Genomic DNA, 26,857 nt, shown 5'->3' with positions numbered 1-26,857 from the left:
ACTGCGAGTGAGGCGTCTCGATCGGGGGATCTGGCGAGTGGCGGTCCGGAGTCGTCCACGCTTCGGTGCTGTTCGGAACCGTCCGAGTTGACTAGCCAACTTCGCTGACGGAGGTAAGTACGCCGGAGTCCGGTGACGGGAAGGTGAACGGACGGCTCAGAACCGGGGTCGGCTGCGGGAACGGTGGAATCCGGCCATCGGAGCGTGATCCGGTCGGTGCGATGCTTCGAAGGCGCAGCGGGATAAGGTCGGGCAGTCCGCACCGGTACCGCGGCGCAGGACACCGCCCCAGGAGGGACATTGACTGACGTGGCAACCGAGCCCCAGCGCCCCGCCGCCACCGAGGAGCGCGCCCCCGGCGCGCTGTACCGGAAGGTGGCCGCCGACCTCCGCGAGGCCATCACCACCGGCGCGTACGGCGAGGCGGGCCGGCTGCCCGCCGAGGGCGCGCTGGCCGAGCAGTACGGCGTCTCCCGCGGCACCGTCCGCCAGGCGCTCGCGGTGCTGCGCTCCGACGGCCTGGTCACCTCCCGTCGCGGCACCCGCCGGGTCGTGCTCGGCGGCGCCCGGGTGCAGAGCTTCTCCGAACTGCTCAGCTTCACGCACTGGGCGTACTCGATGGGCGAGGAGCCCGGCGGCATCCTGGACTCGCTGGTGCGCCGCCCGGCCGACGCCGCCGAGCGCGAGCAGCTGCGCCTGGAGCCGGGCGCCGAGGTGTACGTGACGGTCCGGCTGCGGACGCTGTCCGGCACGCCGGTGATGGTCGAGCGCACCGTCTACCCGCCGCGGGTCGGCGAGATCGTCGCCGAACTGCCGACGGACGTGGTCTCGCACACCGAGGTGCTGCGCGAGCACGGCATCCTGTTCACCGATGCCGACCACACCATCGACATCGTCGCCGCCAACGCGGAGGACGCCCGGCTGCTCGGCTGCCGCCGGGGCGGCCCGCTGCTGCGCGAGCGGCGGCGCACCACCGACCCGACCGGCACCCCGGTGGAGTGGTCCCAGGACCGCTACCTGCCGGGGACGGTGGCCTTCAGCGTGCACAACTCGCTGGCCACCTCGGCGCTTTCGCGGCACGCGCGGGAGCTGGACTGAGTCCCTCCCGCGCGTGCCGGTGCGTCCGTGCGTCAGCGCATGAGCGAGACGAGCAGCGGGCGGTAGTGGTCGAAGCCGGGGGTCGGCGCGCCGGCCACCTTCGCCTGCTCGTCCCAGCGCCGCACCGCCACCGCGTCCGTCGCGCCCGGGAGTTCGGCGAAGGCGGCGGCCTCGATCTCGCCCATCGGGCCGCCCTGCACGGTCAGCGTGTACGCGGAGGCGGCGGAGAGCCGCTCGCGGTACCCGGGCTCGGCCGCGCACAGGTAGCGCTTGGCGGCGACGTGCAGCCGGACCGGCTCGGTGACCTCCGGACCGAACCAGCGGGCCAGCCAGTCCGCGCCGGTGTCGCTGTGCCGGTTGTCCTGACCTTGCATCAGATCTCGTCCGTACAGGGACCCTTGGAAGTGGCCGACGTCGTGCAGCAGGGCGGCGGCGACCAGGTGGTCCGGCGCCCCGGCGGCTTCGGCGGCGGCCGCGGCCTGCAGCATGTGCTCGGCCATGGTCACCTCCTCGCCCAGGTACTCCCCGGCGCCCTCGCCCGCGAACAGCCCGGCGATCGCGTCCAGGGCGGCGGTGCGGCGGTGCAGCACGGCGAGGGTGCTCGCCAGCGAGTCGAGGTCGGCGTAGCAGCCCTGGAGGTGCCGGTGGCCGTCCTGCCGGAAGGCCGTCCGGGCGTGCAGCAGGCGGGTGTTGTCGAAGACCAGGCAGTCGCCGGGGCCGAGCCGGAAGGCGAGCCGCAGCTCGGGGCGCAGGGTGATCGCGGCGAACCGGCGGTAGGCGGCGTAGAAGGTTTCCAGGTCGTCTCGGCCGCCGCGCAGGGTCCCGATCGAGCGGTTGTTGAACCGCACCTCGCGGATCCTCCCCAGCGGGTCCACGTCGATCAGCGGACGGTCGGCCCGCAGCTCGGTGCGGCGGTCGCGGAACGCGAAGGGCACGGGCGTGCGGGTCAGCGTCGCGAAGTCGGCCGGCGCCTCCTCGCGCAGCAGGGCCGCCGCCTTGAACCCGTCCACCAGCCCGGAGTCGCCGCCGGTCGCCGAGTTCTCCAGGCAGTGCAGCAGCTGCAGGGTCGGCACCGGGTCGCGGTACGGGTTGTCGGTGTGCGGGGCGATCGCGACGCTGGTGAAGGCGAGGTTGTTGGGATCGGGCTCGACCCGGACGTCGAACAGCTCCCCGTAGTTGGTGACCCGCACGTAGCCGAAGCTCTCCGCCACCCGCAGCACCTGCCCCTCCACCGCCGGCACCCCGCGCAGCACCGCGAACCCGCTGCGGCGGACGGCGGCGAGCACCGCGGCCTGCTCGGCGGGGTCGGCGAGGTACGCCTCCCACGCGGCCTCGGGGATCCCGCGGGCGAAGTCCGCCGCCACCCAGAGCCGCTTGCCGGCCTCGGTGCGCCCGTCGCCCTCGTCCGCCGCGTCCAGCCACTCCGGCTCGTACCGCGACCGGTGCCCGTCCGACCAGAGCACCTCCAGCAGCCCGCCGACCTCGGCGCTCGCCGCGATCGTCAGGTCCTCCGGCAGGTCGTCGACCTGGAACAGCTTCTGCCCGTTCCGCGGATCCCGGCACTCGGCGCACGGGCAGTTGTCGCGCAGCCAGTACGGCGGCAGCTCGGTCATGGGTGGTCTCCTCCTCGGCGGCGTTTCGGGGCGAAGTTGTATAGCCAACTTTGCCCGTTGTTGGAGCCTGCCTGTCGGCGGTGAGTTCCGGGTGCCCGGCAGGTGAACGCTGCGGGAACAACCGCGATGGGGCAGCGGGCCACCGTTCGGGGCGAAGCCGAGCAGGGGGGCGAAGCATGGGCTTTCCCGACGACGAGTCGCTCGCGGAGTGGTACGCGGCTCGGGCTGGTCGGGACCGGCCGGAGGGGACGCGGGACGCGATCGTGCTCGTGCTCGTGCCCGAGGAGCGGCATGGGCGGCATCCGTCCACGGCCTTCCCCGGCTGGTGGTGGAGTGGGACGGGATGGTCTGGCAGCCGGTCGGAATCGCGGCCGACTACTCGGAGGCGTACCCGCTGATCATGCGGCGGGACGGCGGGCTGATCGAGCCGCAGGACGACACTCCGGTGGCGTTGCTGCGCAAGGGGAGCGGCCGGCATCGGCGGCCGTTTCCTCCGAACGGCCGACGGTCCCGCGTCGAGCCGCTCGGGGCCGGACCGCGGTCCGGCGTCGGTGCGGGAGGGGAGGGGGCGGCAGCGGCGGGGGGCTTCGTCCGTCTGGCTGACGGGGGCGGGGTGCAGCGCGTTTCGGGGTGGGGGAGGCGCTGGGGCTGCGGCACTGTCGGGGTGGATTTTCCCTGATGTGAGAGGCGGCCGGGCATGGCTCATTCCGATACGAACACGGGTCCGGTTGCCTCGGGGCATACCGGGCTCAAGCGGGAGGTCGGGGTCGCCGGGCTGCTGTGGGCCTCCGTCGGCGCCATCATCGGCTCCGGCTGGCTGTTCGGCGCGCAGAAGGCGGCGGTGGCGGCGGGGCCCGCGGCGTTGGTGTCGTGGGGGGTCGGCGCGGTGGCGATCATCCTGCTGGCGCTGGTGCACGCCGAGCTGGGCGGGCTGTTCCCGGTGGCGGGCGGGACGGCGCGGTATCCGCACTACGCCTTCGGCGGGTTCGCGGGGATGTCCTTCGGCTGGTTCACCTGGCTGCAGGCGGCGACCATCGCGCCGATCGAGGTGCAGGCGATGATCAACTACGCCCAGCACTGGTCCTGGGCCGACGGCCTGCTGAACAAGAACCTGACGCTCACCGGCGCCGGGTTCGTGGTCGCGGCCGCGCTGATGGGTGTCTTCGTCGCGATCAACTTCCTCGGCGTCAGGCTCCTCGCGCACACCAACAGCGTGGCGACCGTGTGGAAGGTCGCCGTGCCGATCCTGACCATCTTCGCGCTCGGGCTCACCGAGTTCCACAGCTCCAACTTCAGCGTCCACGGCTTCGCGCCGGACGGCGCCAAGGGCGTGCTCGCCGCGATCAGCACCAGCGGGGTGATCTTCGCGCTGCTCGGCTTCGAGCAGGCCATCCAGTGGGCCGGCGAGAGCCGCAACCCCCGCCGGGACATCCCCCGGGCCGTCCTGGGGTCGGTGGTGATCGGCACGGTCATCTACGTCCTGCTCCAGGTGGTGTTCATCGGCGCCCTCCCGCCGGAGACCTTCGCCGGTGGCTGGGGCACGCTCACCTACCCCGGCATCAGCGGGCCGTTCGCGGGCCTCGCCACCCTGATCGGCCTGGGCTGGCTGGCCACCATCCTCTTCATCGACGCGATCATCTCGCCGGCCGGCACCGGCCTGGTCTACATGACCTCCAGCTCGCGGGTGACGTACGGCCTGAGCCGCAACGGCTACGCGCCGCAGGCCCTGCAGTTCACCGACAAGCGCTCGGTGCCCTGGCTCGGCCTGATCATCGCGTGGGTCGCCGGGGTGATCTGCTTCCTGCCCTTCCCGAGCTGGCAGCGGCTGGTCGGCTTCATCACGTCGGCCGTGGTGCTGATGTACGCCGGCGCCCCGTTGGCCTTCGGTGTGCTGCGCAAGCGGCTGCCGGGAATGGAGCGCTCCTACCACCTGCCCGCCGGCACGATCATCTCCCCGCTGGCCTTCGTGGTGGCGAGCCTGGTCATCTACTGGTCCGGCTGGGACACCCTCTGGCGCCTGGGCCTGGCGATCGTGATCGGGTACGTGCTGCTCGGCGGCTACTCCGCGTACGCCGTCTCGAAGGGCGTCCCGAACGCCCCGCGGATGGACTTCAAGGCGGGGCAGTGGCTGCCGGTCTACCTGGTCGGGATGGGGCTCACCTCCTGGCAGGGCACCTTCGGCGCGGGCGCGAAGGGCAACCTGCCGCTGTGGTGGGACATCGCCGTCGTGTCGGTGTTCTCGGTGGTCATCTACTACTGGGCGCTGGCGGTCGCGCTGCCGGCGGAGGAGATCGAGCGGAACATCCGCGGCGTCGAGGTGGTGGACACGGGCGGGCACTGAGGGCACGGACGAACACGGACGGGCACGGACGAACACGGACGGGCACGGACGGCAGCGGCCCCCGGGAAGGGTTCCCGGGGGCCGCTCCGTGCGTCCCGCACGCTCTACACGCTCTACACGCTCGCGTGCCAGGCGGCCTCGGCGGCGGCCAGGGCCGGCCCGGCGTCGACGCCGGTGGCCGTCGCGAGGCCGGCGAGGCAGGCGCGGACGGTGCCCAGCGCGGCCGCCGGGCCGTAGTGGTTGACCCGGAGCATGGTGGCGGCCAGCGCGCCGCCGCCCGGCTGGACGGGCAGGGCCGGGTCGAGGCGGGCGGCGAGGGCGGCGGCGTCGACGCCGTCCGGGGTGCGCAGGGTGGTGGCGACCGGGGCCGCGTGGGCGTCCTCGGCGACGAAGGGGGTCAGGGTGCCGAGCGCACGGACGCCGGCCCTGGTGGCGGCCGCGGCGGCGCGGTGGCGGGCGATGACGGCGGGCAGGCCGTCGGCGGCGATCCGGTCCAGGCAGGCACCGAGCGCGAGCATCTCCAACTGGGCCGGGGCGTGCGGAAGTACGCTGCGGCCGGCGTCGGTCCAGCGCTCCTTCCAGTCGAGCAGCGACAGGTAGGAGCGGCGCGGGGCGGCCGGGTTGGCGGCGATCCGCTCCCAGGCGCGCTCGGAGACCGAGACGGCGGAGACCCCGGCCGGGCCGCCCATCGCCTTCTGGCCGCCGATGACGCACAGGTCGATGCCCCACTCGTCGGTCAGCAGCGGTTCGGCGGCGACGGAGGCGACCGCGTCGAGCATCAGCAGGGCGCCGTGCTCGCGGACCACGGCGGCGATCTCGGCGACCGGGTTGGTGTTGCCGGTGGCGGCTTCGGCGTGGACGAGCGAGACGAAGTCGATCGCGGGGTCGGCGTCGAGGGCGTCGGCTACCTGCCGCGCGCTCACCGCGCCGTCGAAGGGAACGGCGAGGTCGACGACGGTCGCGCCGCAGGAGCGCAGCCAGTTGCCGAAGGTCTGCCCGTACGGGCCGGTGACGATGTTGAGCGCGGTCGAGCCGGGGTGGGCGGCGCCGCGGATCGCGGCCTCCAACGGGAGCAGGGCCTCGCCCTGGGTGACGATCACGTCGGCCCCGGTGTGCAGCAGTGCGGCCACCCGGTCCTCGATCGCCGCGAACTCGGCGGCGCTGAGCGGGGGGAGGTCGAGGAAGGGACTCACGTCGGGATGGCCTCTCGCTGCGGGGACGCTGGGGTGGTCGGTGCCGGAACGAGTCTGCCGCATCGGCGCCGCCCACCCGGAACCCGCCCGTCGGTAGAGTGCGGCCATGAGCGATGGCGCGGTGCTGCACGTGCGGGGTCGGGTACTGGTCGGCCCGGAGGACGTCCGGGACGAACTCTGGGTGGTGGACGGCCGGGTGAGCTTCACCCGCCCGCCGTCGGCCGGGGACGTCCGCACCGTGACCGGCTGGGTGCTGCCCGGCCTGGTGGACGCGCACTGCCACGTCGGCCTGGACGCGCACGGCGCGGTGGACGCGGAGACCAGCGAGAAGCAGGCGCTCACCGACCGCGACGCCGGCACGCTGCTGATCCGCGACGCCGGTTCGGCCGCCGACACCCGGTGGATCGACGAGCGCGAGGACCTGCCCCGGATCATCCGGGCCGGCCGGCACATCGCCCGCACCCGCCGCTACATCCGCAACTACGCGCACGAGATCGAGCCGGGCGACCTGGCCGCGTACGTGCGGGCCGAGGCCCGGCGCGGGGACGGCTGGGTGAAGCTGGTCGGCGACTGGATCGACCGCGACAGCGGCGACCTCGCCGCCTGCTGGCCGGGCGACGCGCTGGCCGAGGCGATCGCGGCGGCGCACGAGGAGGGCGCGCGGGTCACCGCGCACTGCTTCGCGGCCGAGTCGCTGCCGGACCTGCTGGCGGCCGGGATCGACTGCGTCGAGCACGCCACCGGGCTGACCGAGGAGCTGATCCCGGTCTTCGCCGAGCGCGGGGTGGCCATCGTGCCGACCCTGGTCAACATCGCGACCTTCCCGGGCCTCGCGGCCGGCGGCGAGGCCAAGTTCCCGGCCTGGGCGGCGCACATGCGGCGGCTGCACGAGCGCCGGTACGACACCGTGGGCGCCGCGCACGACGCGGGCATCCCGGTGTTCGTCGGCACGGACGCGGGCGGCTCGCTCGCGCACGGGCTGGTCGCGGAGGAGGTGGCGGAGCTGGTGCGGGCCGGGCTGAGCCCGGCCGAGGCGCTGTCGGCGGCGAGCTGGGGCGCGCGGCGGTGGCTGGGGCGGCCGGGCCTGGAGGAGGGCGCGTCGGCGGACTTCGTGGTCTACGCGGAGGACCCGCGGGCGGACGTGCGGGTGCTCGCGGACCCGCGGCTGGTGGTGCTGCGGGGGCGGCCGGTCGGCTGATCGGGCGGCCGGGCGGTCGCTCCGGTGGGGGTCGGGAGGGCTGTCGGGAGAGCCGGCGGCGGTCGCTCCGGTGGGTGGCCGGGAGGGTCGGCGGCAGGTCCTCGGGCGCATGATCATCCGCTGAACGCCCTGTCGGTGTAGGCCGATAGGGTGGCGACCATGGCACCGCGTCCACTGAATGAGATCGTCGAGCCCGGCTGGGCCACCGCCCTGGAACCCGTCGCCGGACGGGTCGCCGCGATGGGCGACTTCCTGCGCACCGAACTGGCCGCAGGCCGTACCTACCTGCCCTCCGGGCCGAACGTGCTGCGGGCCTTCCAACAGCCCTTCGCGGACGTGCGGGTGCTGATCGTCGGGCAGGACCCGTACCCGACCCCCGGCCACGCCGTCGGGCTCAGCTTCTCGGTGGCGCCGGAGGTGCGGCCGATCCCGGCGAGCCTGATCAACATCTTCCAGGAGTACGGCACCGACCTCGGCCTGCCGCAGCCGTCCAACGGGGACCTCACCCCGTGGACGCGGCAGGGCGTGCTGCTGCTCAACCGCGCGCTCACCACCGCGCCGCGCAAGCCCGCCGCGCACCGGGGCAAGGGCTGGGAGGAGGTCACCGAGCAGGCGATCCGGGCGCTGGTGGCGCGCGGCGGGCCGCTGGTGGCGGTCCTCTGGGGCCGCGACGCCCGTAACCTGCGGCCGTTGCTCGGGGACGTCCCGGCGATCGAGTCGGCGCACCCGAGCCCGTACTCGGCGAGCGGGGGCTTCTTCGGCTCCCGGCCGTTCAGCCGGGCGAACGAGCTGCTGGTGCGGCAGGGGGCGCAGCCGGTGGACTGGCGGCTCCCGTAGGGCTCCGACGGCCTTAGCAGGTTCAGGTCAGCGCGGAACGTCAATCTCACTCCAACGGGTGAAATGACGTTCCGTGTTGCTCATGTGACGGATTGTTCGAGAAGACTGGCGGCTCATCGTTTCATCTGAGTGGGGGTATCGCCTTGTCCTCTCGTCGATTCACTCGTCGTTCCTCTCGCCGAATCGTTTCCGCGACCGCCGTCGCACTGGTGAGCACCGCGCTCACCGCCGGGCCCGTTCAGGCCGCTCCGGGTGCTCCGGGCGCTCCGACGGGCTCGCCCAACCCGGGCAAGGCGCGCGCCGTCGCCGCCGAACTCGCCCTGGACGTCAAGCTGTTGAACAACGCGGTGGACATCCCGGTGAACATCGCGCTGAACCGGGTGGAGTCGTCCGGGCAGCGGTGGGGGTCCGCCCAGCCGGAGGCCAGGGGAGGTTCCGTGCTCACCGCCAAGGTCGACGGCGTCGACCAGCAGGGGCCGGTCACCCTGGTCAAGGCGGACGTCGGCACGTCCGTCACCCGCGTCGACGCCAAGGGCGCCAGTGCCTCCGTCAAGCTGGTCAACGCCGACGTGCACGCCCCCGGCCTGCCCGCCACCGCGTTGCTCGGCCTGGAGGCGATGAGCGCCGAGGCGACCTGTCCGGTGGACGGGCAGCCCACCGCGGACGTGGTCGCGCCCGCGAAGCTGACCGTGCTCGGCAAGCCCGTCACCGTCGGTCTGTACGGGCCGACGAAGGTGGACGTGCCGCTGGTCGGCAGCGTGTCGGTGGAGTTCTCCAAGAAGACCGTCACCACGACCACCGCCGCCGCCTCCGCGCTGGAGGTGCAGGTGGAGGTGAACCCGCTGAACCTGAACGTCGCCAAGGTCACCGGGAAGGTCACCGTCGCCTCGGTGGGCTGCGAGAAGCCCAGCGGGCCGTCCTCCGCCCCGAGCGCTCCGACCACCCCGGCGGCCCCGACGGCGACGGACGCTCCGGGCAGCGCGCCCGCCGCCCAGCCGGTGGCCGACACCACCACCTCGCGCGCCGCGGCCCCGCAGGCCGGGACGGAGCGGACCGCGCAGCCGGAGAAGCTGGCCACCACCGGCGGCAGCAGCGCCACCGGACCGCTGGCCGCCGGCGCCGCCGCGCTCGTCGCGAGCGGGGCGGCCGCGCTCTGGGCCACCCGGCGCCGCCGGGCCGCGCACGCCCGCCGGCACTGAGGCGCCGCGCCCGCCCGTCGGCGCTGAGGGGGGTGCGCCCCCTGCCGGTCCCGAGGGGCCGTGCCCCCTGTCGGCGCCGAGGGGCCGGCGCCCCGCAGGCACCACGGGTCGCGGGAGTGCCACCCCCGGCACTCCCGCACCGTGACCGTGCCAGTGCGGACGGTTGGTTCACATGCGCGTTACATGAGAGGAACAACCGGGAAACGGCGGCTTGCGACGCTACGCGGGCACTCACCACCCAGCAATGCGAGGGACAAGCCGTGGCAATCAAGGCCGAGTACATCTGGATCGACGGCACCAAGCCGACCGCGAAGCTCCGTTCCAAGACTCGCGTCCTGCCGAACGCCGACAAGATCCCCACCTGGGGCTTCGACGGTTCCTCGACCAACCAGGCCGAGGGCCACGCCTCGGACCGCGTGCTGGAGCCGGTGAAGGTCGTGCCGGACCCGATCCGTGGTGGCGACAACATCCTGGTCCTCTGCGAGGTCCTGGAGACGAACGGCACCCCGCACGAGTCGAACACCCGCGCCCTGCTGCGCGAGGTCGCCGAGCAGTACGCCGCTCAGGAGTCGATCTTCGGCATCGAGCAGGAGTACACCTTCTTCAAGGGCTCCCGCCCGCTCGGCTTCCCGGAGGGTGGCTTCCCGGCCCCGCAGGGCGGCTACTACTGCGGTGTCGGCGCCGAGGAGGTCTTCGGCCGCGAGATCGTCGAGCTGCACCTGGACCGCTGCATCGACGCCGGCCTGGCGATCTGTGGCATCAACGCCGAGGTCATGCCCGGCCAGTGGGAGTTCCAGATCGGCCCGGTCGACGCGCTGACCGTCTCGGACGACCTGTGGATCGCCCGCTACCTGCTCTACCGCACCGCCGAGGAGTTCGGCATCGACGCCACCCTGGACGCCAAGCCGGCCCGGGGCGACTGGAACGGCGCGGGTGCCCACACCAACTTCTCCACCAAGGCGATGCGCGAGGGCTACGAGGCCATCATCACCGCCTGCGAGTCGCTCGGTGCCTCGCAGGAGAAGGTGCTGGAGCACGTCAGCCAGTACGGTGACGACATCCAGTCCCGCCTGACCGGCAAGCACGAGACCGCCCCGTGGAACGTCTACAGCTACGGCGTCTCCAACCGCGGTGCCTCCGTGCGCATCCCGTGGCAGGTCGAGGTGGAGCAGAAGGGCTACATCGAGGACCGTCGCCCGAACGCCAACGTCGACCCCTACGTCGTCACCCGCCTGCTGATCAACACCTGCTGCGAGGCCCTGGAGAAGGCCGGCCAGGTCTGATCCGCCGCTCCCTCCGAGGTGTGTGCAACGCCCGCAGGCCCCTTCCCGCACCGGGAAGGGGCCTGCGGGCTTTCGGGTGTCCGGGCGGCGTTCGGGCGCTGGACCGGTGGACCGGTGGACCGGAGGATCGACGGATCGGTGAACTCGGGTGGCCGAGGGGGCCGTTGCTACGGGTGAGGGTCTGCCGGGTGGGGCGCCGCCCCGGTGCCCCGCGCGGTCGACGCACCCGATCCGTGCCATCAGGAGCAGGTATGAACAAGATCAAGGCCGCCGTCGCGGCCGCCGCCGCCATCGTCGGCGTCGGGCTGGCCGCGGCCCCCGCGTCGGCGGGTGACATCGACACGACGCCGCACTGCAGCAACAAGCAGTTCGGCGGCATCTTCCTGTGCGGTGGTGACTACGGTGACGGCGGGACCTACTTCTTCCGGAACGGCACCAGCGAGATCTTCGTGATCGGCACCGACCACGCCGTGTGGACGCGCTGGACGATCGGCGACTCCGGCAAGCTGAGCTCCTGGACCCGCATGGGCGGCTCCATGTCGAGCAAGGTCGAGATCACCCGCCAGACCCAGGGCGGCGCCTTCACCATCACGGCGCGCGGCAGCGACGGCAGGCTGTGGTCCCGGACCTGTGACCAGAACGGGAACTGGGGCGGCTGGTACGCCGGTTGATCGCTGTGGGGAGGCCCGGAGAGTCGGCCCACGGCCGCTCCGGGCCTCCTCCTCGCGTGTCGGCCGCACGTGGACCTGGTGCGGGGGGCGTGACGGGGCAGGGCGGGGGCAGGTCGCCGCGAGTCGGATCGTGACCCGCAATTCGGTGGTCAACGGCCCTTGCCGGAAAGAGAATTCATGGCATGACCCAGAAGCCCCTGCTCCTCCTGGACGTCGACGGACCGCTCAACCCCTACGCCGCGCCCGGAGCCCTGTGCCCGGAGGGCTTCCGGACGCACCGGCTGCTCCCCGAGTCGTGGGTGGCCCGCCAGGCGCCGCAGCCGCGCGCGTCGGTGGAGCCGCTGCGGGTGTGGCTGAACCCGGCGCACGGGCCGGAGCTGCTGGCGCTGCCGTACGAACTGGTGTGGGCGACGACCTGGATGGACGAGGCGAACACCATGATCGGCCCGAACCTCGGGTTGCCCGAACTCCCCTACATCCGCTGGACGGAGGTGTTCGGCGAGGACCCTGAAGGGCTGCACTGGAAGACCCGGGACCTGGTCGCCTGGGCGGCCGGGCGCCCGTTCGTCTGGGTGGACGACGAGCTCGGCCCGCAGGACGTCGAGTGGATCGAGGCGAACCACCCGGGCCCGGCCGTGGCGCTCTGGGTCGATCCCCGGTTCGGCCTGCGGGAGCTGCACTTCGAGGCGCTCCGGGAATGGGCCGAGGAGGAGCGGTGAGCCGCACCGGGGCTGGATCCGGGATCGGTGGTGGCGGCGGGGTCGGTACGGTCGAGCGGCTGCGGCGCTACCCGGTGAAGTCCCTGCTGGGGGAGGAGCCGGCCGACGCCGTCGTCACCGGCCGGGGCCTGGCCGGGGACCGGGAGCGGGCACTGCTCGACCTGGCGACCGGGCGGATCGCCAGCGCCAAGCACCCCCGGCTCTGGGCGGGCCTGCTCGGGTATGCGGCGGCGGCCACGGCGGACGGCGGTGTGCGGATCACCGGCCCGGACGGGCGCGGCGCGGGCGAGGCGGAGCTGTCCGAGGCGCTCGGCCGCGCGGTCGCGCTGGTCGCCGTGCGCCCGCCCGGTGCGGCGGTCGAGCGGGCCGTGCCGGAGGAGGTGCTGGCGCACGGCATCGCGGCCGAAGTCGGCTTCACCGTCAACGAGTTGGGCCGGGCCGCGCCCGACGGCGGCTTCTTCGACTTCGCCCCGCTGCACCTGATCACCACCGCGACGCTGCGCGCCACCGGCGCCGAGGCCGAGGCCGAGGCCGAACGCTACCGGCCGAACCTGGTGATCCGTACCGAGGGCGAGGGCTTCGTCGAGAACGCCTGGGTGGGCCGCGAGTTGGCCATCGGCCCGACGCTGCGCCTGCGGGTCCTGGCGCCCACCCCGCGCTGCGCCGTCCCCACCCTGCGGCACGGGCCGCTGCCCCGCCGTCCGGAGGCCCTGCGCGTCCCGGCCGAGCGGAACCGGGTGGTCCCGCTGGAGGGCATGCCGGCGCTGCCCTGCGCGGGGGTGTACGCGCAGGTGCTGGTGGCCGGGAGAGTCCGGACGGGAGACGAGCTCAGGGTGACGGACTCACAGTGACGGGCCCCGAGTGACGGGCCTCGGGTGACGGGCTCAGGGTGACGTGAGCACGGCCTCCAGGGCCTTGAGGAAGCGGTCGGTGGTCTCCTCGTCCCGGACGGCGATCCGCAGCCATTCCACGCCCAGCCCCGGGAAGGTGTCCCCGCGCCGGACGGCGAAGCCGTGCTCGCGCAGCCGTTCCCGGACGGCCGCCGCGTCGGGCAGCCGGACCAGGACGAAGGAGGCGGCCGGTTCGCCGTACAGCCGCACCGACCGGAAGGCGGCCAGGCCCCGCACCAGGTGCGCGCGCCGGCCGGCGAGTTCGACGGCCGCCCGGTCGGCCTCGGCGAGTGCCGCCGGCCCGCTGCAGGCCTCGGCGGCGGCCAGCGCCGGGGTGGAGACCGGCCAGAGCGGCTGGGCGGCGGAGAGTTCGGCGATCAGCGGCGCGGGTCCGAGCACGTAGCCGATGCGCAGCCCGGCCAGTCCCCAGGTCTTGGTGAGGCTGCGCAGGACGACGACCCGGCCGGGCAGGTCCCGGACGGAGGCGAGGGACTCCCGCTCGCCCGGCACGGTGTCCATGAACGCCTCGTCCACCACCAGGGTGCGCCCCGGCCGGGCGAGCGCGGCCACGGCCTCGGCGGGGTGCAGCACGGAGGTGGGGTTGGTCGGGTTGCCGAGGACGACCAGGTCCGCCTCCTCGGGGACGGCGCCCAGCCGGAACCCGTCCTCGGGGGAGAGCAGCACCCGGTGCACCCGGTGTCCGGCGTCCCGCAGGGCCGCCTCCGGTTCGGTGAACTGCGGGTGCACGACGACGATGTGACGGGACGTCAGGGTGCGGGCCAGCAGGACGAAGGCCTCCGCCGCACCCGAGGTGAGCAGCACCTCCTCGACCGGGCGGGCGTGCCGGGCGGCCACCGCGGCGCGGGCGGCGGTCTGGTCGGGGTAGGCGGCGAGGTCGCTCAGGGTGGCCGCGAGGCGCTCGCGCAGCCAGGTCGGTGGCGTGCCGGTGCGGACGTTGACGGCGAGGTCGACCAGGCCGAGCCCGTCGGCGCGGACCTCGGCGTCGCCGTGGTGGCGCAGGTCGGGTTCGGGGGCGGTCACGCGGGGTCTCCCTGGGGGTGAGCGGGGGTGACGGGCGGTACAGGCGATGCAGGCAGTACGGGCGGTACGGGCGGTACAAGCGATGCAGGCGGTACGGGCGGTGCGGGCGTGCGGTGGACTTCGTACGGGCCGGGCGGTACGGCGAGCCCGGCGCCGTCACCGAGGGCGACCAGCACGACGGCGTGCCCGTGGGCGGCCAGGTGTGCGGCGGCTCCGGTGGGGTCGACCGGCGTCCCGGAGCCGTCCGCGGCCGTTCCGGCGGCGACGTCGACCGCGATCCGCCGGGTGGTCGGCCGGAGCAGTCCGGCCACCGCCGCGACCGCCTCGGGCGTTCCCACCACGGCGGAGGCGTCCCGCAGTGCGGGCAGTGCGGGCAGTTCGGCTGGTCCGAGCAGTTCGGCGAGTTCGGAGAGGCCGACCAGCGTGATCCGGCCGCGCGGTGCCGCCCGCGCGACCGCCACCGTCGCCGCCGCCGACTTCCGCTTGGTGACCACCAGCCGGCCGCCCGGCGCGCTCGCCAGCGCCGCCGCCTCGGCGACGCTCGCGGTGCCGACCGCGGCCCCGACCAGCGCGGAGGGGTTCGGCACCGGCACGCCCGCCAGGGCCTCGGCGGGGTGCTCGTCCACCGGTACCCCGCCGAGGCAGAACGCGGCCCAGCGCACCGCCGGGTGGTCCGCCTTGCCGGACACCGTGGCCAGTCGGGCCACCGCGGAGCGGTCCAGTCCGGACTCCCGGAGGGCGGCGGTCAGCAGCCGCACCGCCTCGGCCTGCCCGGCGCCGGCGGAGGCGCCGATCCCGACGACGAGGGTGCGCGGGAGCACCAGCAGATCGCCGTCGCCCGGATCCTCCCGGTCGGTGATCCGCAGCACCGGGGCGTCCTCCGGGGCGTCCGCCGGGGTGTCCGCCGGGGTGTCCGCCGGGACGTCGTCGGGCGCGCCGCGCTCCGCGTTCGGCGGTGGTCCGGGGAGCGGCGCGCGTTCGGTGCCCGGCGCGTGACCGGTGGGCACCGGGGTGACGCCGAGGGCGGCCGCCACCTCGACGGACAGCTCCTCCGCGGCGTCCCCGCCGGCCATCGGGATCACCCAGCGCCGCTGCGGGTCCAGGCAGAGCAGGGCCGTGCCGCGCGGCAGTTCGACGAGTCCACCGGTCAGCAGCGAGACGACGGTCGGGAGCGGGGCGACGGCGATCACGGACCGGTACCGGTGGAGGGCGAAGTGCAGGACGTCGGGCGGTTGCGAGCAGTTGCCGCGCGAGGCCCGGTGGACCCGGCTGCTCTCCGGCCAGCGCGCGTGCAACTCGTCGGCGAGCGGACGGCCGGGCCCGTCGATGGCGACCAGTCCGATCACGTACCGCACTCCTTGCCGTTCCCGGCCCTCCGGCAGCGGGCCTCCGCGATCCCACCACGGGCGGCCGGAGGGGGTCAATCGGGGTGTGTGTGACGTCCGACGCGGGGTGCGCGGGAGCCGGAGCGTCCGGGGACCGGAACGCCGCACGTCCACGAACCGGATGGCCCGCTCGCGGCAGCTGTTCGTCTGTTCTTCACTTGTCTTGTGCCGTACACGACACCGCCGCACTCCTACTGTTCTCGGCGCTCCCGCCCCGGCAGCCCCGACCTCCGGAGGACCCCATGGCCTTCATGCGACCGCGCACCCCCGGCACCGCCGCCCCCCTCCCCGCACCCGCCGCCGCTCCCGCCCCGGCGGCCGCTCCGCGTCCCGCCCGCCGCCGCAGGATCCGCCCGCTGACCGCCCTCGCCACCGGGCTCGGCCTGGTCGCCGGCTCGCTCGGCCTCTGGGCCGCGGGCGGCAGCGCGGCCGCCGACACCGCCGGCGGCCTGCCCGCCCCGGACCACGTGGTCGTCGTCGTGCTGGAGAACCACGCCTACTCGCAGGTCATCGGCAACTCCAGCGCCCCGTACATCAACGGCACCCTGGTGGCCGGCGGCGCGCAGCTGACCCAGTCGTACGCCCTCACCCACCCCAGCCAGCCCAACTACTACATGCTGTTCTCCGGCAGCTCGCAGGGCATCGTCGACGACAGCTGCGTGAGCGTCGGCGCGCTGCAGGAGCCCAACCTGGCCTCCGAACTGCTCGCCGCGGGCCAGACCTGGGCCAGCTACAACGAGGGCCTGCCCGCCCAGGGCGCCACCGACTGCCGCGTCGACAGCTACGCGCAGAAGCACAACCCGTGGTTCGGCTTCGGCAACGTGCCCACCGACAGCGCCTACGGCATGGACGCGTTCCCGACCGACTACAGCACCCTGCCCAAGGTCTCCTTCGTCACCCCGGACCTCTGCAACGACATGCACGACTGCTCCGTCGGCACCGGCGACTCCTGGCTGCAGAGCAACCTCGACGGCTACGCGCAGTGGGCGAAGAGCAACAACAGCCTCCTCGTCGTCACCTTCGACGAGGACAACAAGCTGTCCGGCAACCGGATCCCGACCGTGGTCTACGGCGCCCACGTCGCCCCGGGCAGCAGCACCGCCACCCGCTACAACCACTACGACGTGCTGCACACCCTGGAGGACCTGGTCGGCCTCACCGCCCACGCGGGCAACTCGGCCGGCGCCACCGACATCACCGGCATCTGGAACTGACGCCCGTGTACGTCGCGGACTCCCGCAGCTCGAACGCGCCCGCCGCACCGGCCACCGGCCCGGTGCGGCGGGGCGCCGTCCCCGGGACGGTGCTCGCCCTCGGCACCGTCAGCCTGGTCACCGACATCTCCTCCGAGATGGTCACCGCCGTCCTCCCCCTCTACCTGCTCACCGGGCTCGGCCTCTCCCCGCTCGGCTTCGGCCTGCTCGACGGCATCCAGAACGGCTTCAGCGCGCTCGTGCGCCTGGCCGGCGGCCACCTCGCCGACCGCCGCGGCCGCGACGGCGCCGCCCGGCACAAGGCGGTCGCGGCCGTCGGGTACGGGCTCTCCGCGCTCTGCCGGCCGCTGCTGCTGCTCGTCCACACCGTGCCGCTGATCGGCGCGGTGATCGCCGTCGACCGCACCGGCAAGGGCCTGCGCACCGCCCCCCGGGACGCGATGATCTCGCTCGCCACCGAACCCGCCCACCGCGGAAGGGCGTTCGGCGTGCACCGGGCGATGGACACGGCCGGCGCCCTGCTCGGCCCGCTGACCGCGTTCCTGGTGCTGCGGCTGGCCGGCGGCCCGCTGCTCGCCGACGGCGGCGAACGCCACGCCTACGACGCGGTGTTCACGGTCAGCGCGTGCGTCGCCGCCCTGGGCGTGCTGATCCTGCTGCTGTTCGTGCCGAACCGGCAGCGGGCCGACGATCCGTCAACGCCCGCTCCCTCACTGCGGGACAGCCTCACCCTGCTGCGCCTGCCGGGGCTCCGGCGGCTCACCCTGTGCGCCGTCCTGCTCGGGCTGACCACGGTCAGCGACTCCTTCCTCTACCTGCTCGTCCAGCGCCGACTGGGCCTGTCCGTCGGCCTCTTCCCGCTGCTGCCGCTCGGCACGGCCGCCGCCTTCCTGCTGCTCGCCGTCCCGCTCGGCGCGCTCGCCGACCGGATCGGCCGCCACCGGCTCTTCCTCGCCGGGCACGGCCTGCTGCTGCTCGCGTACGGGGTGCTGCTCTCGCCGCTGCGCGGGCTGCCGGTGGTGATCTGCGTACTGGTGCTGCACGGCGCGTTCTACGCGGCCACCGACGGCGTGCTCGCCGCCGCGGCCGCCGACGCCGTACCGGCCGGGCAGCGCGGCGCCGGGCTCGCCCTGGTCGGCACCGGGCAGGCGCTGGCCCGGTTCGCCTGCTCGCTGCTGTTCGGCGCGCTGTGGGGTGCGGTCGGCGGCTCGTCGGCGCTGGGCTGGTCGGCGGGGGCGTTGGCGCTGTGCGTGCTCGGCGCCGCGGCGGTGCTGCGCCCGTCGGTGCCCCTCGCCGATTCCCCTGCCGAATCCCCTGCCGATCCCCTTGTCGTGCCGGACCCCGAACGCGGCGCCGCACCCGTGGCCGTCGAGGAGAAGTCGTGAACCTGCAGAACCGGACCAGGGTGATCATCCTGCTGGTCGCCGTCGTGCTGCTCGGCACGGTCGGCACCGGAGCCGTCCTGTACGCCGCCGACCGCACCGCCCGCCGGGACCAGGCCCAGCCCGGCGGGCCGTCCGTCGAATCCGGCACCGTCTCCCTCCGGGCGGCGGGCGGCGGCCGACAGCTGCTGTTCCGCAACATGGCCTGGGGCCCGCACCGGGACGAGATCACCGCCGTCCCCGCCGACCGCCCGGACGGCCCCCGCACCGCCTCCGGCGTCCAGTGCCTGCGCTTCCACGCCGCCGCCGGCACCGGCATCTGCCTGCAGGCCCAGCACGGCGCGCTGGAGGACACCTACCGCGCCGTCATCCTCGACGACCACCTGCGCGAACGGCGCTCCTTCCCCGCCGCCGGCATCCCCACCCGCTCCCGGGTCTCGCCGTCCGGGCACCTCGCCGCCTGGACGGTGTTCGTCAGCGGCGACTCGTACGCGGGCAGCGACTTCTCCACCCGCACCTCGATCGTGGACGTCCGGGACTGGAACCTCCGGGAGAACCTGGAGGACTTCGCGGTCATCCTGGACGGCCGCCCGTACCAGGCCCACGACCTCAACATCTGGGGCGTCACCTTCGCCGACGACAACACCTTCTACGCCACCGTCGCCAGTGCCGGACAGACCCACCTCGTCCGCGGCGACCTCACCGCCCGCACCCTCACCGCCCTGCACGACGACGTCGAGTGCCCCTCGCTCTCCCCGGACGGCACCCGGATCGCCTACAAGAAGCGCGTCCCCGGCCTGCCCGCCGACGCGCCGTGGCGGCTGTACGTGCTCGACCTCGCCACCATGACCGAGACGGCCACCGCCGAGCAGCGCAACATCGACGACCAGGCGCTCTGGTCCGGCGACGACGCCCTGGTCTACGCCCTGCCCGGCGACTACGGCGCCGACCTGTGGACCGTTCCGGCGGACGGCTCGGGCAGTCCCCGGGCGGTCGCCAAGGCCGCCGTGGCCCCCGCCTACCCGGGCTGAGGAACTCTCGGATACGGTCCGACGTCGAGCACAGTGTGACGTCCTGATCGAAGGTCCGGATCGAACGTCCTGATCGAGGGGGAGCGAGCAACCGTGGACGGCAGCCCGCCCGAGCGCATGGTGACCGACTCCTGGCCCGCCCTGCACGGCCGCCCGGTCCTGCGGCGCACCGTCGCCGTGGGGCTGGTGCTGTGCGTGTCCGTCGCGGCCGCCCTCGTGGTGCGCGGCGTCAACGCGCTCACCGTCGGCCGCACCGGCCACGAGACCGACCGCGACCGGGCCGAACGCCTGGCCGGCCTCCACCCCGACCAGCACCCCGGCGTCGGCCGGTACTACGTCCCGGTCGGCGCCGTCTACACCCACACCTCCGACGGCGCCCCCGTCGCCTACCTGCACTACCGCCTCGGCGGCGGCAAGGCCCCGGGCGTCGGTGACTTCCTCAGCGCCTACGACCTCCCCACCCCAGGCCGGGCCGCCCCCCTCCCGCCCGACCTCGTCGCGGCCCTCGGCGGCGACGAACCGGCCGAGGCCCCGGAACTCTCCGACGGCCCGACCGCCTCCCCCACGCCGACCACCTCCCCCTCGGCCTCCGCTTCCCCCTCCGCGTCCCAGTCCCCGTCCCCCGCCTGCACCCCGGCCCTCGCGGTCTCCCCCGCGCCCGAGGCCGACCCCGACGCCGAGCCAGACCCGGACACCGAGGCCGAACCGGACGCCGTCCCCACCCCCGACCCGACCGCCACCCCCGAGCCCTCCGCCACCACCCCCACCCCGACCCCCACCCCGACGGTCACCCACGCCCCCACCGCCCGCCGCATCTACGTCGCCGCCATCCCCGGCGGCCTCTCCGGCGCCGCCGACATCTACATCCGCGCCACCGGCTGACACCCGGCGGTACGTCAGGTCACGTCCCGGTCGATGGTGAACGCCATGACGCTCCCGGGCTGGAGGGGGAACGGGAGCTGGATGAGTCCGGCCGTGGTGTTGAACGGCGCGGGGAAGGTGGTCCGGACGCTGGCACCGTGGGCGGCCCCGAGCGCGCTGATCTCCGAGGCGTTGACGCTCAGGCGGGTCGGTTTGAGGGCCGGGTCGACGGTGAGTCGGTACTCGGCGTCGGTGACGTGGCGGAACACCTGGGCCTGAACCCTGATCCGCCGGTCGTTGCCCACGAACTTGCGCGCTGTGACGCTCAGCTCGACCAGGTGGCCCATGGTCACCTGGGCGTCGTGCGGGACCGAGAAGTGTTCGATCCTGGCTCGTCCGCCGACGACGGTTTCGTGTGTGGCGGGTCGCCGCTCCAGGTCGCGATTGTCCACCCGGACCGCGCCGACGGCGAAGACCGTGGGGTCGTCCGGGTCCAGGTTGTCGTCGATCATCCAGCGGAGCAGGCACTCGGGTCCGGTGAAGCCGTCCAGACTGGCGTCGTCATTGGAGGCGAGGCAGACGATCGCCACCGTCCCGGGCAGAGCGTCGATCCGGTACGAGATCCGGAAGCTCTGGTACAGGTAGTCGGGGTGGGCGTCACCCGGCCGTGCGGGTGAGATCAGGCAGTCGTAGCGGTAGGCGGACAGCGCTCCCGCGAACAGCGGATCGCGCACCGGGCTGAGGACGTCCTGCATGCCGCGGAGCACGGCGCTGTCCACCTGCTGCGTGGTCTCCCGCACGGTGAGGGAGCCGATGGCCAGGGTGACTGCCGCAGCCGACACGAAGGCGCCACCGACGAGGCTGAGGACGGTGGCGAGGACCTGCTGGTGCGTCAGGAGCGCCGCCGTCACGACGCACACCAGGCCCACAGTCAGCGCGAGGGAGTTGACCAGCGCCAGCACCTTGCGCAGTTGTCGCTCCTGGGACACGGCCACGTGTCAGCCCCCTGCCGGCAGCGTCAGAGCGCCGCCCCTTCCGCGATGATCCGAACGATCCGCTCGGAGACCTCCCCGATCTCCTGTGCCGTACGGACGTTATCGGACTGACCCTCCGTCAGGAAGACCATGGCGATGCGGGCGGCGGGGTGAAGGACGATGCCGGCGTCGTTCACGATGCCGCGCAGGCTGCCGGTCTTGTGCCGGACCGGAACGTCATCGTCCAGGCGGGACGGAATCCGGTCGTTGCGAAGGTAGTTGACCAGGTAGCGGCGGACCGGCTCCAGGTGCGGAGCCCGGTCGACGTACTCGATCAGCCGCAGCATGTCCTCGGCGGTGGTGGTGTTGGCGCGCCCGAGGGGCCCGAGCTCGCGCTCGGAGAACCCGGCGGGGAAGGCCGTGGAGTGCAGCCCGAGGGCCTTGATGGTGGTGTCGATCCGCCCCTGGCCCAGGATCGCGCGGAGGTGCTCGGCTGCGGGGTTGTCGCTGGTCACCAGGGCGAAGCCGCACAACTCGCGGACGGTGACGGTCGAATCGGGGTCGAAGGCCTGGAGCACGCTCGGATACATCGTGCCCGGAAGGGAGTCGATCCGGACGCGGGCCCCGGGATCGATCTCGCCGCGCTCGGCCGATTCGAAGAGGGCGACTCCGAGGATCATCTTCGCCAGGCTCGCGGCGGGCAGCACGAGGTCCGCCTGGTGGGCGGCGGTCAGCCGGGGGGCGTCCAGCGTTTTGACCAGCACGCTGCGCACGCCCCCGTCCGCCGCCGAGGCGAATCCTTCGATCTGTGCGGTGACGGCGGAGTGCAGTGCGTCGGAGTCGACCATCGGGGCCATCCCATTCTTCCCGTGCCGGTTGAGTCGGGCTGACGGTCGTCTGCCCCTCGGGGGATCCGTACCCGGAATTCGACAGGAGGCAGCCGAGCGCCTGCGGGTTCGAGATCCGCAGGCGCTCGACTGGGGATAGTCACCGGGTGGTGGCCGGGGCCGGGACCGGGGTTGGTGCCGGGGTGGGGGCCGGGGTCGAGGGGGCCGGGGTGGGGCGGGTGGGGGATTGGCCGGTGACCAGGGCGCCGAGGGCGAGGAGGAGGCCGAGGACCTGCCAGGGGGTGAGGGTCTGGCCGAGGACGACGAGGCCGCCGATGGTGGCGACGACCGGGTTGATCAGGCCCAGGAAGGAGGCCGGGCCGGCGCCGAGGTGGGCGATGCCCCGGAACCAGAGGACGTAGCCGAGGGCGGTGCCGAACAGGCCGAGGTAGGCGAAGCCGGCCAGGTTGGTGGCGGTGAGGGCCGGCGGGGCGCCCTCGACCACCGCCGCGAGCGGGACCAGGAAGACCGAGCCGGCGAGCAGTTGCCAGGCGGTGAGGTCGAGCAGGGTGGCGCCCTCGGGGCGGCCCCAGCGGCGGGTGAGGACGGTGCCCGTGGCCATCAGGGAGATCCCGGCGACCATCGCGGCGATCCCGACGCCGTCCAGCCGGGCGCCGCTCTTGAGCACCAGGAGTGCCACGCCGCCGACCCCGACCAGTCCGGCGAGCAGCGCGCGCCGTCCGGGCCGGACGCCGAGCACGCCGATGGAGAGCCCGGCGACGAGCAGCGGCTGGATCGCCCCGATGGTGGCCGCGACGCCGCCGGGCAGGCGGTACGCGCCGACGAACATCAGGGGGAAGAACAGCCCGATGTTGAGCATCCCGAGCACCGCCGCGCGCCCCCACCAGCGGCCTCTGGGCAGCTTGCGGCCGATCAGCAGCAGGAGCAGGCCGGCCGGCAGCGCCCGCAGTGCGCCGAGCAGCAGCGGGCGGCCCTCGGGCAGCAGCTGGGTGGTGACCAGGTAGGTCGTGCCCCAGGCGGCCGGGGCGAGTGCGGCGGTGACGGCTGTTGCGGCGCGCTTGCGGTCCATGACGGTCATCCCCTCAACGTTGACTATCTGAACGTTGAGATAAGTTCTACGCGCCGAGGTAGGTGAACGTCAAGTATCTGAAGGTTAAGATATCTGGCGAGGGTCCCGGCAGGCGGAACTCAGGAAGGCGGCAGACCATGCAGCAGCGCGACACCGTCGACGACATCGTCGAGCAGTGGACCAGGGCCCGCCCCGACCTGAACCCGGAGCCCATGGCCCTGATCGGCCGGCTGCGGCGGCTCAACGTCCGGGTCGACAACGCCCTGCGCGAGTACTTCACCGCCTGCGGCCTCGACTCCTCCGAGTTCGACGTGCTGGCCACCCTGCGCCGCTCCGGCGAACCCTACGAGCTCAACGCCCGCGCCCTGCTCAAGTCCGCCATGGTCACCTCCGGCGCCATCACCAACCGGGTCGACCGGCTCTCGGCCAAGGGCCTGGTCGAGCGCAACCCCTGCCCGAACGACCGCCGCGCCGTCCTGGTCCGCCTCACCCCGGCGGGCAAGGAACTGATCGACGGCGCCCTGGAGGGCCACGTCCGCAACGAGGAGCGCATCCTCGCGGCGCTCGACGAGGACGAGCGCGCCCGGCTCGACGGCCTGCTGCGCAAGCTGCTCATCGCGCACGGCGACACCGAAGCGCTCCTCGGCTGAGCGCGCGCCTCCGGCGGCGGGCGGGCGGCGGCCGACGGGCGGGCGGGGGTCGGCGGCGGGGGTCGGTGCCGCGGCGGGCGTGTCCAGCGGCCGCCCGCCCGCGTTGACCCCGGCGGAGCCGCATCAGCGGACCCCGTCGAACCGCACCGGAGGAGAGGCCCGATGAAGGACAGGACGCCCCGGGACATCGCCGTCCACGACCAGCTGCGGGCGGCCGGTGCGGAGGGCGCCCGGTGGCTCGCCGCCGCCGGCTGGGGCCCGCCGGTGACCGTCCCGCTGCGGCAGGCCGCCCGCTGGCAGCAGGAGACCCGGGCCCGGATGCTGGCGGCGCAGGAGGACGAGTCCTGCACCTGGTGCGACCACCTGCTGTACGGCGGCCCCCAGCCCGTCGTGGTCCACGCCGAGGACCCGACCCACCTGATCTGCCGGGCCTGCTCCACCGCCGCCCGCCCGCACCGCCCCTGCCTGGACTGCGGCGCCCCCGCCGCCTCCGGCTCCCCGGCCGACGGACGGGAGGACGTCTGCATGGGCCCGGTGACGATCTACACCCGGCTCCGCTGCGTTTCCTGCCACCGTGCCGACCCCCCGCGCGGCAGCGTCGGCGGCACCTCCGAGGGCGGAGGTACCGGCGGAGGTGCCGTCGACGGTGGCGGGACCTTCGGGAGTGGAGTCTGACGGGCCGCCCCACAGTCCGCTCATGGTGCGGATCCTCCCAGCGGCCACTGACAGGTGCGCGGGGAGCGGGGGGTGCGGGGCATGCGCGGGACCGGGCGCCTCCGGCGACCGCCTCCGTCGGTCCGCTATCCGCCGGGCGCCGCCGCCCGTGCGGCGATGGTCCGGGCGCACTCGGCCGCCGTGGCCCGGGCGCTGTCCACGACCAGGTCGTAGACGACCCCCTCGTGCACCGCCTCCGCCTGCGCGGCGGCCATCCCGGCCACCCGGTCGCCGCGCGCGGCCTCCCGGGCCGCGGCCACCGCCGGATCGCAGCGCACGCCGACCCAGAGCACGTCCAGGCCCGCCAGCGCGGCCCTCCAGCGGGCCTGCGAGGCGGTGGTGCCGAGGAACACCTCGTCCACCACGATCCGGGCGCCGGCCCGGGCCATCGCCGCGACGCCGACCGTCCAGGCGGCGTCCAGCTCGGCGAAGACCGGTCCGACCTCGACCGTGCCGTCCCCGTCGGTCAGGCCGCCGATACCCGCGCCGCCGTCGCGCAGCGAGGGCGGCAGCGCGTCGACCATGGTGTCCGCGCCGAGGTGCAGCCACGGCTGCGGCAGCAGCTCCTGCAGGCACCGGGCGATGCTCGACTTGCCGGAGCTGGAGCCGCCGTTGAGGATGATCACCCGCATGCGCGCCTCCTACGGAGTGTCACAGTCGGCCGCCGCCCGTCCCGCCGCCGCCGCTGCCGCCGCAGCGGCGAAGGAGGACGCCAGCGCCGGTGCCCCCGCCCAGTGCAGGTGCAGGTAGGAGGCGTGCACGTGGCTCCCGGCGAAGCCCTCCGTGCGCGGTCCGGTCGGCAGGTGCCAGCCCCACGCGGGGTGTTCGCCCGCGCCCGGTTCGCAGACCGTCCGGTGGAACTCGTGCCCGCGCAGTCGGGTGCCGGCCGCCGCGAGCGGCGAGTCGTGCAGGGCGACGGCCTCCCGGTAGCCGAGGGTGAGGCGTTCGGTCATCCGGGCGTCGGTGTCCAGCACGCCGCACATCGGCAGGCCGTCCAACTCCCGCCCCAGGTACAGCAGTCCGGCGCACTCGGCGGCGATCGGCCCGCCCGAGGCGGCGAACGCCGCGATGGCCGACCGCAGTTCGGCGTTTCCGCTCAACTCCCGTACGTACAGCTCCGGGAAGCCGCCGCCGATGACCAGTCCGGCGGTTCCGGCCGGCAGCGCCGTGGCGTGCAGCGGGTCGAACGGGACCACCTCCGCCCCTGCCGCGCCGAGCAGTTCGGCGTTCTCGGCGTACGAGAAGGAGAACGCCGCGCCGCCCGCCACCGCGATCCGCGGCCGCCCGGCCACCGGGGTGACCTCGGCCGACGGGTCCCACGGTTCGGCCTCCAACGGCGGTGCCGTACGGGCGAGTTCCAGCAGGGCGTCCAGGTCGACGGAGGAGCCGACCAGCTCGCCCATGTCGGCGACCGCCCGCAGCGCCTCCGCCGAGCGCTCCACCGCCGGGATCAGCCCGAGGTGGCGGGACGGCGTGGCGACCGCCGCGGAGCGGCGCAGCGCCCCCAGCACCGGCACGCCGGAGCCCTCCTCCAGGGCCTCGCGCAGCAGGTGCTCGTGCCGGTCGGAGGCGACCCGGTTGAGGATCACCCCGGCGAGCCGTACCTCCGGGTCCCAGGAGGCGAAGCCGTGCACCAGCGCGGCCACCGAGCGGGACTGCGAGGAGCCGTCCACCACCAGCACCACCGGTGCCCGCAGCAGCTTGGCGACGTGCGCGGTGGACGCCAGCTCCCCGCGCCCGGAGGCGCCGTCGAACAGGCCCATGACCCCCTCGACCACCGCGACGTCCGCCCCGGCCGCGCCGTGCAGGAACAGCGGTGCGATCCGCTCGGGGCCGCACAGGAAGGCGTCCAGGTTGCGGCCCGGGCGCCCGGCGGCGAGCGCGTGGTACCCCGGGTCGATGTAGTCCGGGCCGACCTTGTGCGGGGACACCGCCAGCCCGCGCGCGGCGAGCGCCGCGATCAGGCCGGTGGCGACGGTGGTCTTGCCGGCGCCGGAGGAGGGCGCGGCGACGACGAGACGGGGGACGCTGCTCAACGCTCTACCACTCGATGCCGCGCTGGCCCTTGCGGCCGGCGTCCATGGGGTGCTTGACCTTGGTCATCTCGGTGACCAGGTCGGCGAATCCGGTCAGCGCCTCGGGCGCGTACCGGCCGGTGATGACGACGTGCTGGCTGCCCGGGCGGTCCTTGAGCACGGCCACCACCTCCTCCGGGTCGACCCACCCCCAGTGCATCGGGTAGGTGAACTCGTCGAGCACGTAGAAGCGGTAGGTCTCGGCCGCGAGGTCGCGCTTGACCTGCTCCCAGCCCTCCTTGGCCGCCTCCTCGCTGGACATCTCCTGCTCGGCGGAGCGCTGGATCCAGGACCAGCCGGAGCCCATCTTGTGCCAGTCGACGGTGCCGCCCTCGCCGGAGGCGCCGAGCACGCGCAGCGCGTTCTCCTCGCCGACCTTCCACTTGGCGGACTTCACGAACTGGAACACCCCGACCGGCCAGCCCTGGTTCCAGGCCCGCAGCGCCATGCCGAACGCGGCCGTGGACTTGCCCTTGCCGGGGCCGGTGTGCACGGCGGTGATCGGCAGCGTGCGGCGCTGACGGGTCGTCAGGCCGTCGTCGGGAACGCTCTCGGGAACGCCCTTGGGCAT

General features: G+C 74.2%; 27 protein-coding genes. 17 read left to right on the top strand and 10 right to left on the bottom strand.

The window, feature by feature from the left end; genetic code table 11:
* The first annotated feature begins 309 nt into the window (after positions 1-309).
* Positions 310-1,098, top strand: coding sequence for a GntR family transcriptional regulator (locus tag AB0Q99_RS16450; protein WP_363572245.1), 789 nt, complete (start codon positions 310-312; stop codon positions 1,096-1,098).
* Between the two features lie 32 nt (positions 1,099-1,130).
* Here the strand turns inward: AB0Q99_RS16450 and AB0Q99_RS16445 are convergent, their stop codons facing one another.
* Entirely contained in the window at positions 1,131-2,711 is a 1,581-nt protein-coding gene (locus tag AB0Q99_RS16445; protein WP_363572243.1) for a TauD/TfdA family dioxygenase, read from the bottom strand.
* Positions 2,712-2,887: 176 nt separating this feature from the next.
* On the opposite strand from AB0Q99_RS16445, the gene AB0Q99_RS16440 reads away from it, so the two are divergent.
* From AB0Q99_RS16440 to AB0Q99_RS16430, 3 genes are read left to right on the top strand one after another with little or no spacing between them, the layout of a single operon-like run.
* Positions 2,888-3,109 carry a DUF6087 family protein gene (locus AB0Q99_RS16440; protein ID WP_363572241.1) on the top strand — a complete coding sequence of 74 codons (222 nt, stop codon included), beginning with the start codon at positions 2,888-2,890 and terminating at the stop codon, positions 3,107-3,109.
* Positions 3,055-3,390, top strand: coding sequence for a DUF6087 family protein (locus AB0Q99_RS16435; RefSeq protein WP_363572239.1), 336 nt, complete (start codon positions 3,055-3,057; stop codon positions 3,388-3,390). The genes AB0Q99_RS16440 and AB0Q99_RS16435 overlap by 55 nt, the downstream gene beginning before the upstream one ends.
* 18 nt (positions 3,391-3,408) lie before the next feature.
* A complete protein-coding gene (locus AB0Q99_RS16430) occupies positions 3,409-5,052 on the top strand; it encodes an APC family permease (RefSeq protein WP_363572237.1) in 1,644 nt (547 codons plus the stop codon).
* A 113-nt stretch (positions 5,053-5,165) separates the two neighbouring features.
* Here the strand turns inward: AB0Q99_RS16430 and AB0Q99_RS16425 are convergent, their stop codons facing one another.
* A complete protein-coding gene (locus AB0Q99_RS16425; RefSeq protein WP_363572235.1) occupies positions 5,166-6,245 on the bottom strand; it encodes an aminotransferase class V-fold PLP-dependent enzyme in 1,080 nt (359 codons plus the stop codon).
* 106 nt (positions 6,246-6,351) lie between these two features.
* On the opposite strand from AB0Q99_RS16425, the gene AB0Q99_RS16420 reads away from it, so the two are divergent.
* The 7 genes from AB0Q99_RS16420 to AB0Q99_RS16390 all read left to right on the top strand — a co-directional run bounded on the left by AB0Q99_RS16420 (position 6,352) and on the right by AB0Q99_RS16390 (position 13,003).
* A complete protein-coding gene (locus tag AB0Q99_RS16420; protein WP_363572233.1) occupies positions 6,352-7,443 on the top strand; it encodes an amidohydrolase family protein in 1,092 nt (363 codons plus the stop codon).
* 159 nt (positions 7,444-7,602) lie between these two features.
* Positions 7,603-8,280: a uracil-DNA glycosylase gene (locus tag AB0Q99_RS16415; protein ID WP_363572231.1), complete on the top strand. Its 678-nt coding sequence runs from the start codon at positions 7,603-7,605 to the stop codon at positions 8,278-8,280.
* Positions 8,281-8,372: 92 nt separating this feature from the next.
* Positions 8,373-9,479 carry an SCO1860 family LAETG-anchored protein gene (locus tag AB0Q99_RS16410; RefSeq protein WP_363572229.1) on the top strand — a complete coding sequence of 369 codons (1,107 nt, stop codon included), beginning with the start codon at positions 8,373-8,375 and terminating at the stop codon, positions 9,477-9,479.
* Positions 9,480-9,739: 260 nt separating this feature from the next.
* Positions 9,740-10,762 carry a glutamine synthetase gene (gene glnII / locus AB0Q99_RS16405; protein WP_363572227.1) on the top strand — a complete coding sequence of 341 codons (1,023 nt, stop codon included), beginning with the start codon at positions 9,740-9,742 and terminating at the stop codon, positions 10,760-10,762.
* A gap of 251 nt (positions 10,763-11,013) precedes the next feature.
* Positions 11,014-11,433, top strand: coding sequence for a hypothetical protein (locus AB0Q99_RS16400; RefSeq protein WP_363572225.1), 420 nt, complete (start codon positions 11,014-11,016; stop codon positions 11,431-11,433).
* A 182-nt stretch (positions 11,434-11,615) separates the two neighbouring features.
* A complete protein-coding gene (locus tag AB0Q99_RS16395; protein ID WP_363572223.1) occupies positions 11,616-12,152 on the top strand; it encodes a hypothetical protein in 537 nt (178 codons plus the stop codon).
* Positions 12,149-13,003 carry an MOSC N-terminal beta barrel domain-containing protein gene (locus tag AB0Q99_RS16390; RefSeq protein ID WP_363572221.1) on the top strand — a complete coding sequence of 285 codons (855 nt, stop codon included), beginning with the start codon at positions 12,149-12,151 and terminating at the stop codon, positions 13,001-13,003. The genes AB0Q99_RS16395 and AB0Q99_RS16390 overlap by 4 nt, the downstream gene beginning before the upstream one ends.
* A 33-nt stretch (positions 13,004-13,036) precedes the next feature.
* Here AB0Q99_RS16390 and cobC read toward each other — a convergent pair whose 3' ends face one another.
* Positions 13,037-14,083 (bottom strand): Rv2231c family pyridoxal phosphate-dependent protein CobC, encoded by a 1,047-nt coding sequence (cobC, locus tag AB0Q99_RS16385; protein WP_363572219.1) that lies wholly within the window; start codon positions 14,081-14,083, stop codon positions 13,037-13,039.
* Positions 14,080-15,429, bottom strand: a complete 1,350-nt coding sequence (locus AB0Q99_RS16380) for a cobalamin biosynthesis protein (protein WP_363572217.1) — start codon at positions 15,427-15,429, stop codon at positions 14,080-14,082. Before AB0Q99_RS16380 ends, cobC begins: the two co-directional genes overlap by 4 nt.
* A gap of 281 nt (positions 15,430-15,710) precedes the next feature.
* Between AB0Q99_RS16380 and AB0Q99_RS16375 the strand changes: the two genes are divergently transcribed.
* From AB0Q99_RS16375 to AB0Q99_RS16360, 4 genes are all read left to right on the top strand, one after another.
* Complete coding sequence (locus AB0Q99_RS16375) at positions 15,711-16,682, top strand: alkaline phosphatase family protein (RefSeq protein WP_363572215.1); 972 nt, start codon at positions 15,711-15,713, stop codon at positions 16,680-16,682.
* 5 nt (positions 16,683-16,687) lie between these two features.
* Positions 16,688-18,067 (top strand): MFS transporter, encoded by a 1,380-nt coding sequence (locus AB0Q99_RS16370; protein ID WP_363572213.1) that lies wholly within the window; start codon positions 16,688-16,690, stop codon positions 18,065-18,067.
* A gap of 2 nt (positions 18,068-18,069) precedes the next feature.
* Positions 18,070-19,095 (top strand): TolB-like translocation protein, encoded by a 1,026-nt coding sequence (locus tag AB0Q99_RS16365; protein ID WP_363572483.1) that lies wholly within the window; start codon positions 18,070-18,072, stop codon positions 19,093-19,095.
* Positions 19,096-19,188: 93 nt separating this feature from the next.
* Positions 19,189-19,977, top strand: coding sequence for a hypothetical protein (locus AB0Q99_RS16360; RefSeq protein ID WP_363572211.1), 789 nt, complete (start codon positions 19,189-19,191; stop codon positions 19,975-19,977).
* A gap of 14 nt (positions 19,978-19,991) precedes the next feature.
* Here the strand turns inward: AB0Q99_RS16360 and AB0Q99_RS16355 are convergent, their stop codons facing one another.
* The 3 genes from AB0Q99_RS16355 to AB0Q99_RS16345 form a co-directional block, all read right to left on the bottom strand.
* A complete protein-coding gene (locus tag AB0Q99_RS16355; protein WP_363572209.1) occupies positions 19,992-20,951 on the bottom strand; it encodes a hypothetical protein in 960 nt (319 codons plus the stop codon).
* Positions 20,952-20,974: 23 nt separating this feature from the next.
* Positions 20,975-21,778: a serine hydrolase gene (locus AB0Q99_RS16350; protein WP_363572207.1), complete on the bottom strand. Its 804-nt coding sequence runs from the start codon at positions 21,776-21,778 to the stop codon at positions 20,975-20,977.
* A gap of 139 nt (positions 21,779-21,917) precedes the next feature.
* Positions 21,918-22,856 carry an EamA family transporter gene (locus AB0Q99_RS16345; RefSeq protein WP_363572205.1) on the bottom strand — a complete coding sequence of 313 codons (939 nt, stop codon included), beginning with the start codon at positions 22,854-22,856 and terminating at the stop codon, positions 21,918-21,920.
* A 128-nt stretch (positions 22,857-22,984) separates the two neighbouring features.
* Between AB0Q99_RS16345 and AB0Q99_RS16340 the strand changes: the two genes are divergently transcribed.
* Together AB0Q99_RS16340 and AB0Q99_RS16335 are read left to right on the top strand one after the other, a co-directional pair.
* Entirely contained in the window at positions 22,985-23,497 is a 513-nt protein-coding gene (locus tag AB0Q99_RS16340) for a MarR family transcriptional regulator (RefSeq protein WP_363572203.1), read from the top strand.
* A 162-nt stretch (positions 23,498-23,659) separates the two neighbouring features.
* Positions 23,660-24,172: a hypothetical protein gene (locus tag AB0Q99_RS16335; protein ID WP_363572201.1), complete on the top strand. Its 513-nt coding sequence runs from the start codon at positions 23,660-23,662 to the stop codon at positions 24,170-24,172.
* Between the two features lie 125 nt (positions 24,173-24,297).
* Here the strand turns inward: AB0Q99_RS16335 and cpt are convergent, their stop codons facing one another.
* From cpt to cobO, 3 genes are read right to left on the bottom strand one after another with little or no spacing between them, the layout of a single operon-like run.
* Positions 24,298-24,843, bottom strand: a complete 546-nt coding sequence (cpt, locus tag AB0Q99_RS16330; RefSeq protein ID WP_363572199.1) for a chloramphenicol phosphotransferase CPT — start codon at positions 24,841-24,843, stop codon at positions 24,298-24,300.
* A 9-nt stretch (positions 24,844-24,852) separates the two neighbouring features.
* Positions 24,853-26,247, bottom strand: a complete 1,395-nt coding sequence (locus tag AB0Q99_RS16325; RefSeq protein ID WP_363572197.1) for a cobyrinate a,c-diamide synthase — start codon at positions 26,245-26,247, stop codon at positions 24,853-24,855.
* Positions 26,248-26,251: 4 nt separating this feature from the next.
* Complete coding sequence (gene cobO / locus AB0Q99_RS16320; protein ID WP_363572195.1) at positions 26,252-26,857, bottom strand: cob(I)yrinic acid a,c-diamide adenosyltransferase; 606 nt, start codon at positions 26,855-26,857, stop codon at positions 26,252-26,254.

The sequence above is a fragment of the Kitasatospora sp. NPDC086791 genome, assembly GCF_040685975.1.
GTDB lineage: Bacteria > Actinomycetota > Actinomycetes > Streptomycetales > Streptomycetaceae > Kitasatospora.
This window is presented reverse-complemented; position numbering and strand designations above follow the sequence as displayed.

Coding starts and splice junctions, on each gene's coding strand:
- AB0Q99_RS16445 (WP_363572243.1), bottom strand. CDS start 2,711: ATGACCGAGCTGCCGCCGTACTGGCTGCGCGACAACTGCCCGTGCGCC.
- AB0Q99_RS16440 (WP_363572241.1), top strand. CDS start 2,888: ATGGGCTTTCCCGACGACGAGTCGCTCGCGGAGTGGTACGCGGCTCGG.
- AB0Q99_RS16435 (WP_363572239.1), top strand. CDS start 3,055: ATGGTCTGGCAGCCGGTCGGAATCGCGGCCGACTACTCGGAGGCGTAC.
- AB0Q99_RS16430 (WP_363572237.1), top strand. CDS start 3,409: ATGGCTCATTCCGATACGAACACGGGTCCGGTTGCCTCGGGGCATACC.
- AB0Q99_RS16420 (WP_363572233.1), top strand. CDS start 6,352: ATGAGCGATGGCGCGGTGCTGCACGTGCGGGGTCGGGTACTGGTCGGC.
- AB0Q99_RS16415 (WP_363572231.1), top strand. CDS start 7,603: ATGGCACCGCGTCCACTGAATGAGATCGTCGAGCCCGGCTGGGCCACC.
- AB0Q99_RS16400 (WP_363572225.1), top strand. CDS start 11,014: ATGAACAAGATCAAGGCCGCCGTCGCGGCCGCCGCCGCCATCGTCGGC.
- AB0Q99_RS16395 (WP_363572223.1), top strand. CDS start 11,616: ATGACCCAGAAGCCCCTGCTCCTCCTGGACGTCGACGGACCGCTCAAC.
- AB0Q99_RS16375 (WP_363572215.1), top strand. CDS start 15,711: ATGGCCTTCATGCGACCGCGCACCCCCGGCACCGCCGCCCCCCTCCCC.
- AB0Q99_RS16350 (WP_363572207.1), bottom strand. CDS start 21,778: ATGGTCGACTCCGACGCACTGCACTCCGCCGTCACCGCACAGATCGAA.
- AB0Q99_RS16345 (WP_363572205.1), bottom strand. CDS start 22,856: ATGACCGTCATGGACCGCAAGCGCGCCGCAACAGCCGTCACCGCCGCA.
- AB0Q99_RS16340 (WP_363572203.1), top strand. CDS start 22,985: ATGCAGCAGCGCGACACCGTCGACGACATCGTCGAGCAGTGGACCAGG.
- AB0Q99_RS16335 (WP_363572201.1), top strand. CDS start 23,660: ATGAAGGACAGGACGCCCCGGGACATCGCCGTCCACGACCAGCTGCGG.
- cpt (WP_363572199.1), bottom strand. CDS start 24,843: ATGCGGGTGATCATCCTCAACGGCGGCTCCAGCTCCGGCAAGTCGAGC.
- cobO (WP_363572195.1), bottom strand. CDS start 26,857: ATGCCCAAGGGCGTTCCCGAGAGCGTTCCCGACGACGGCCTGACGACC.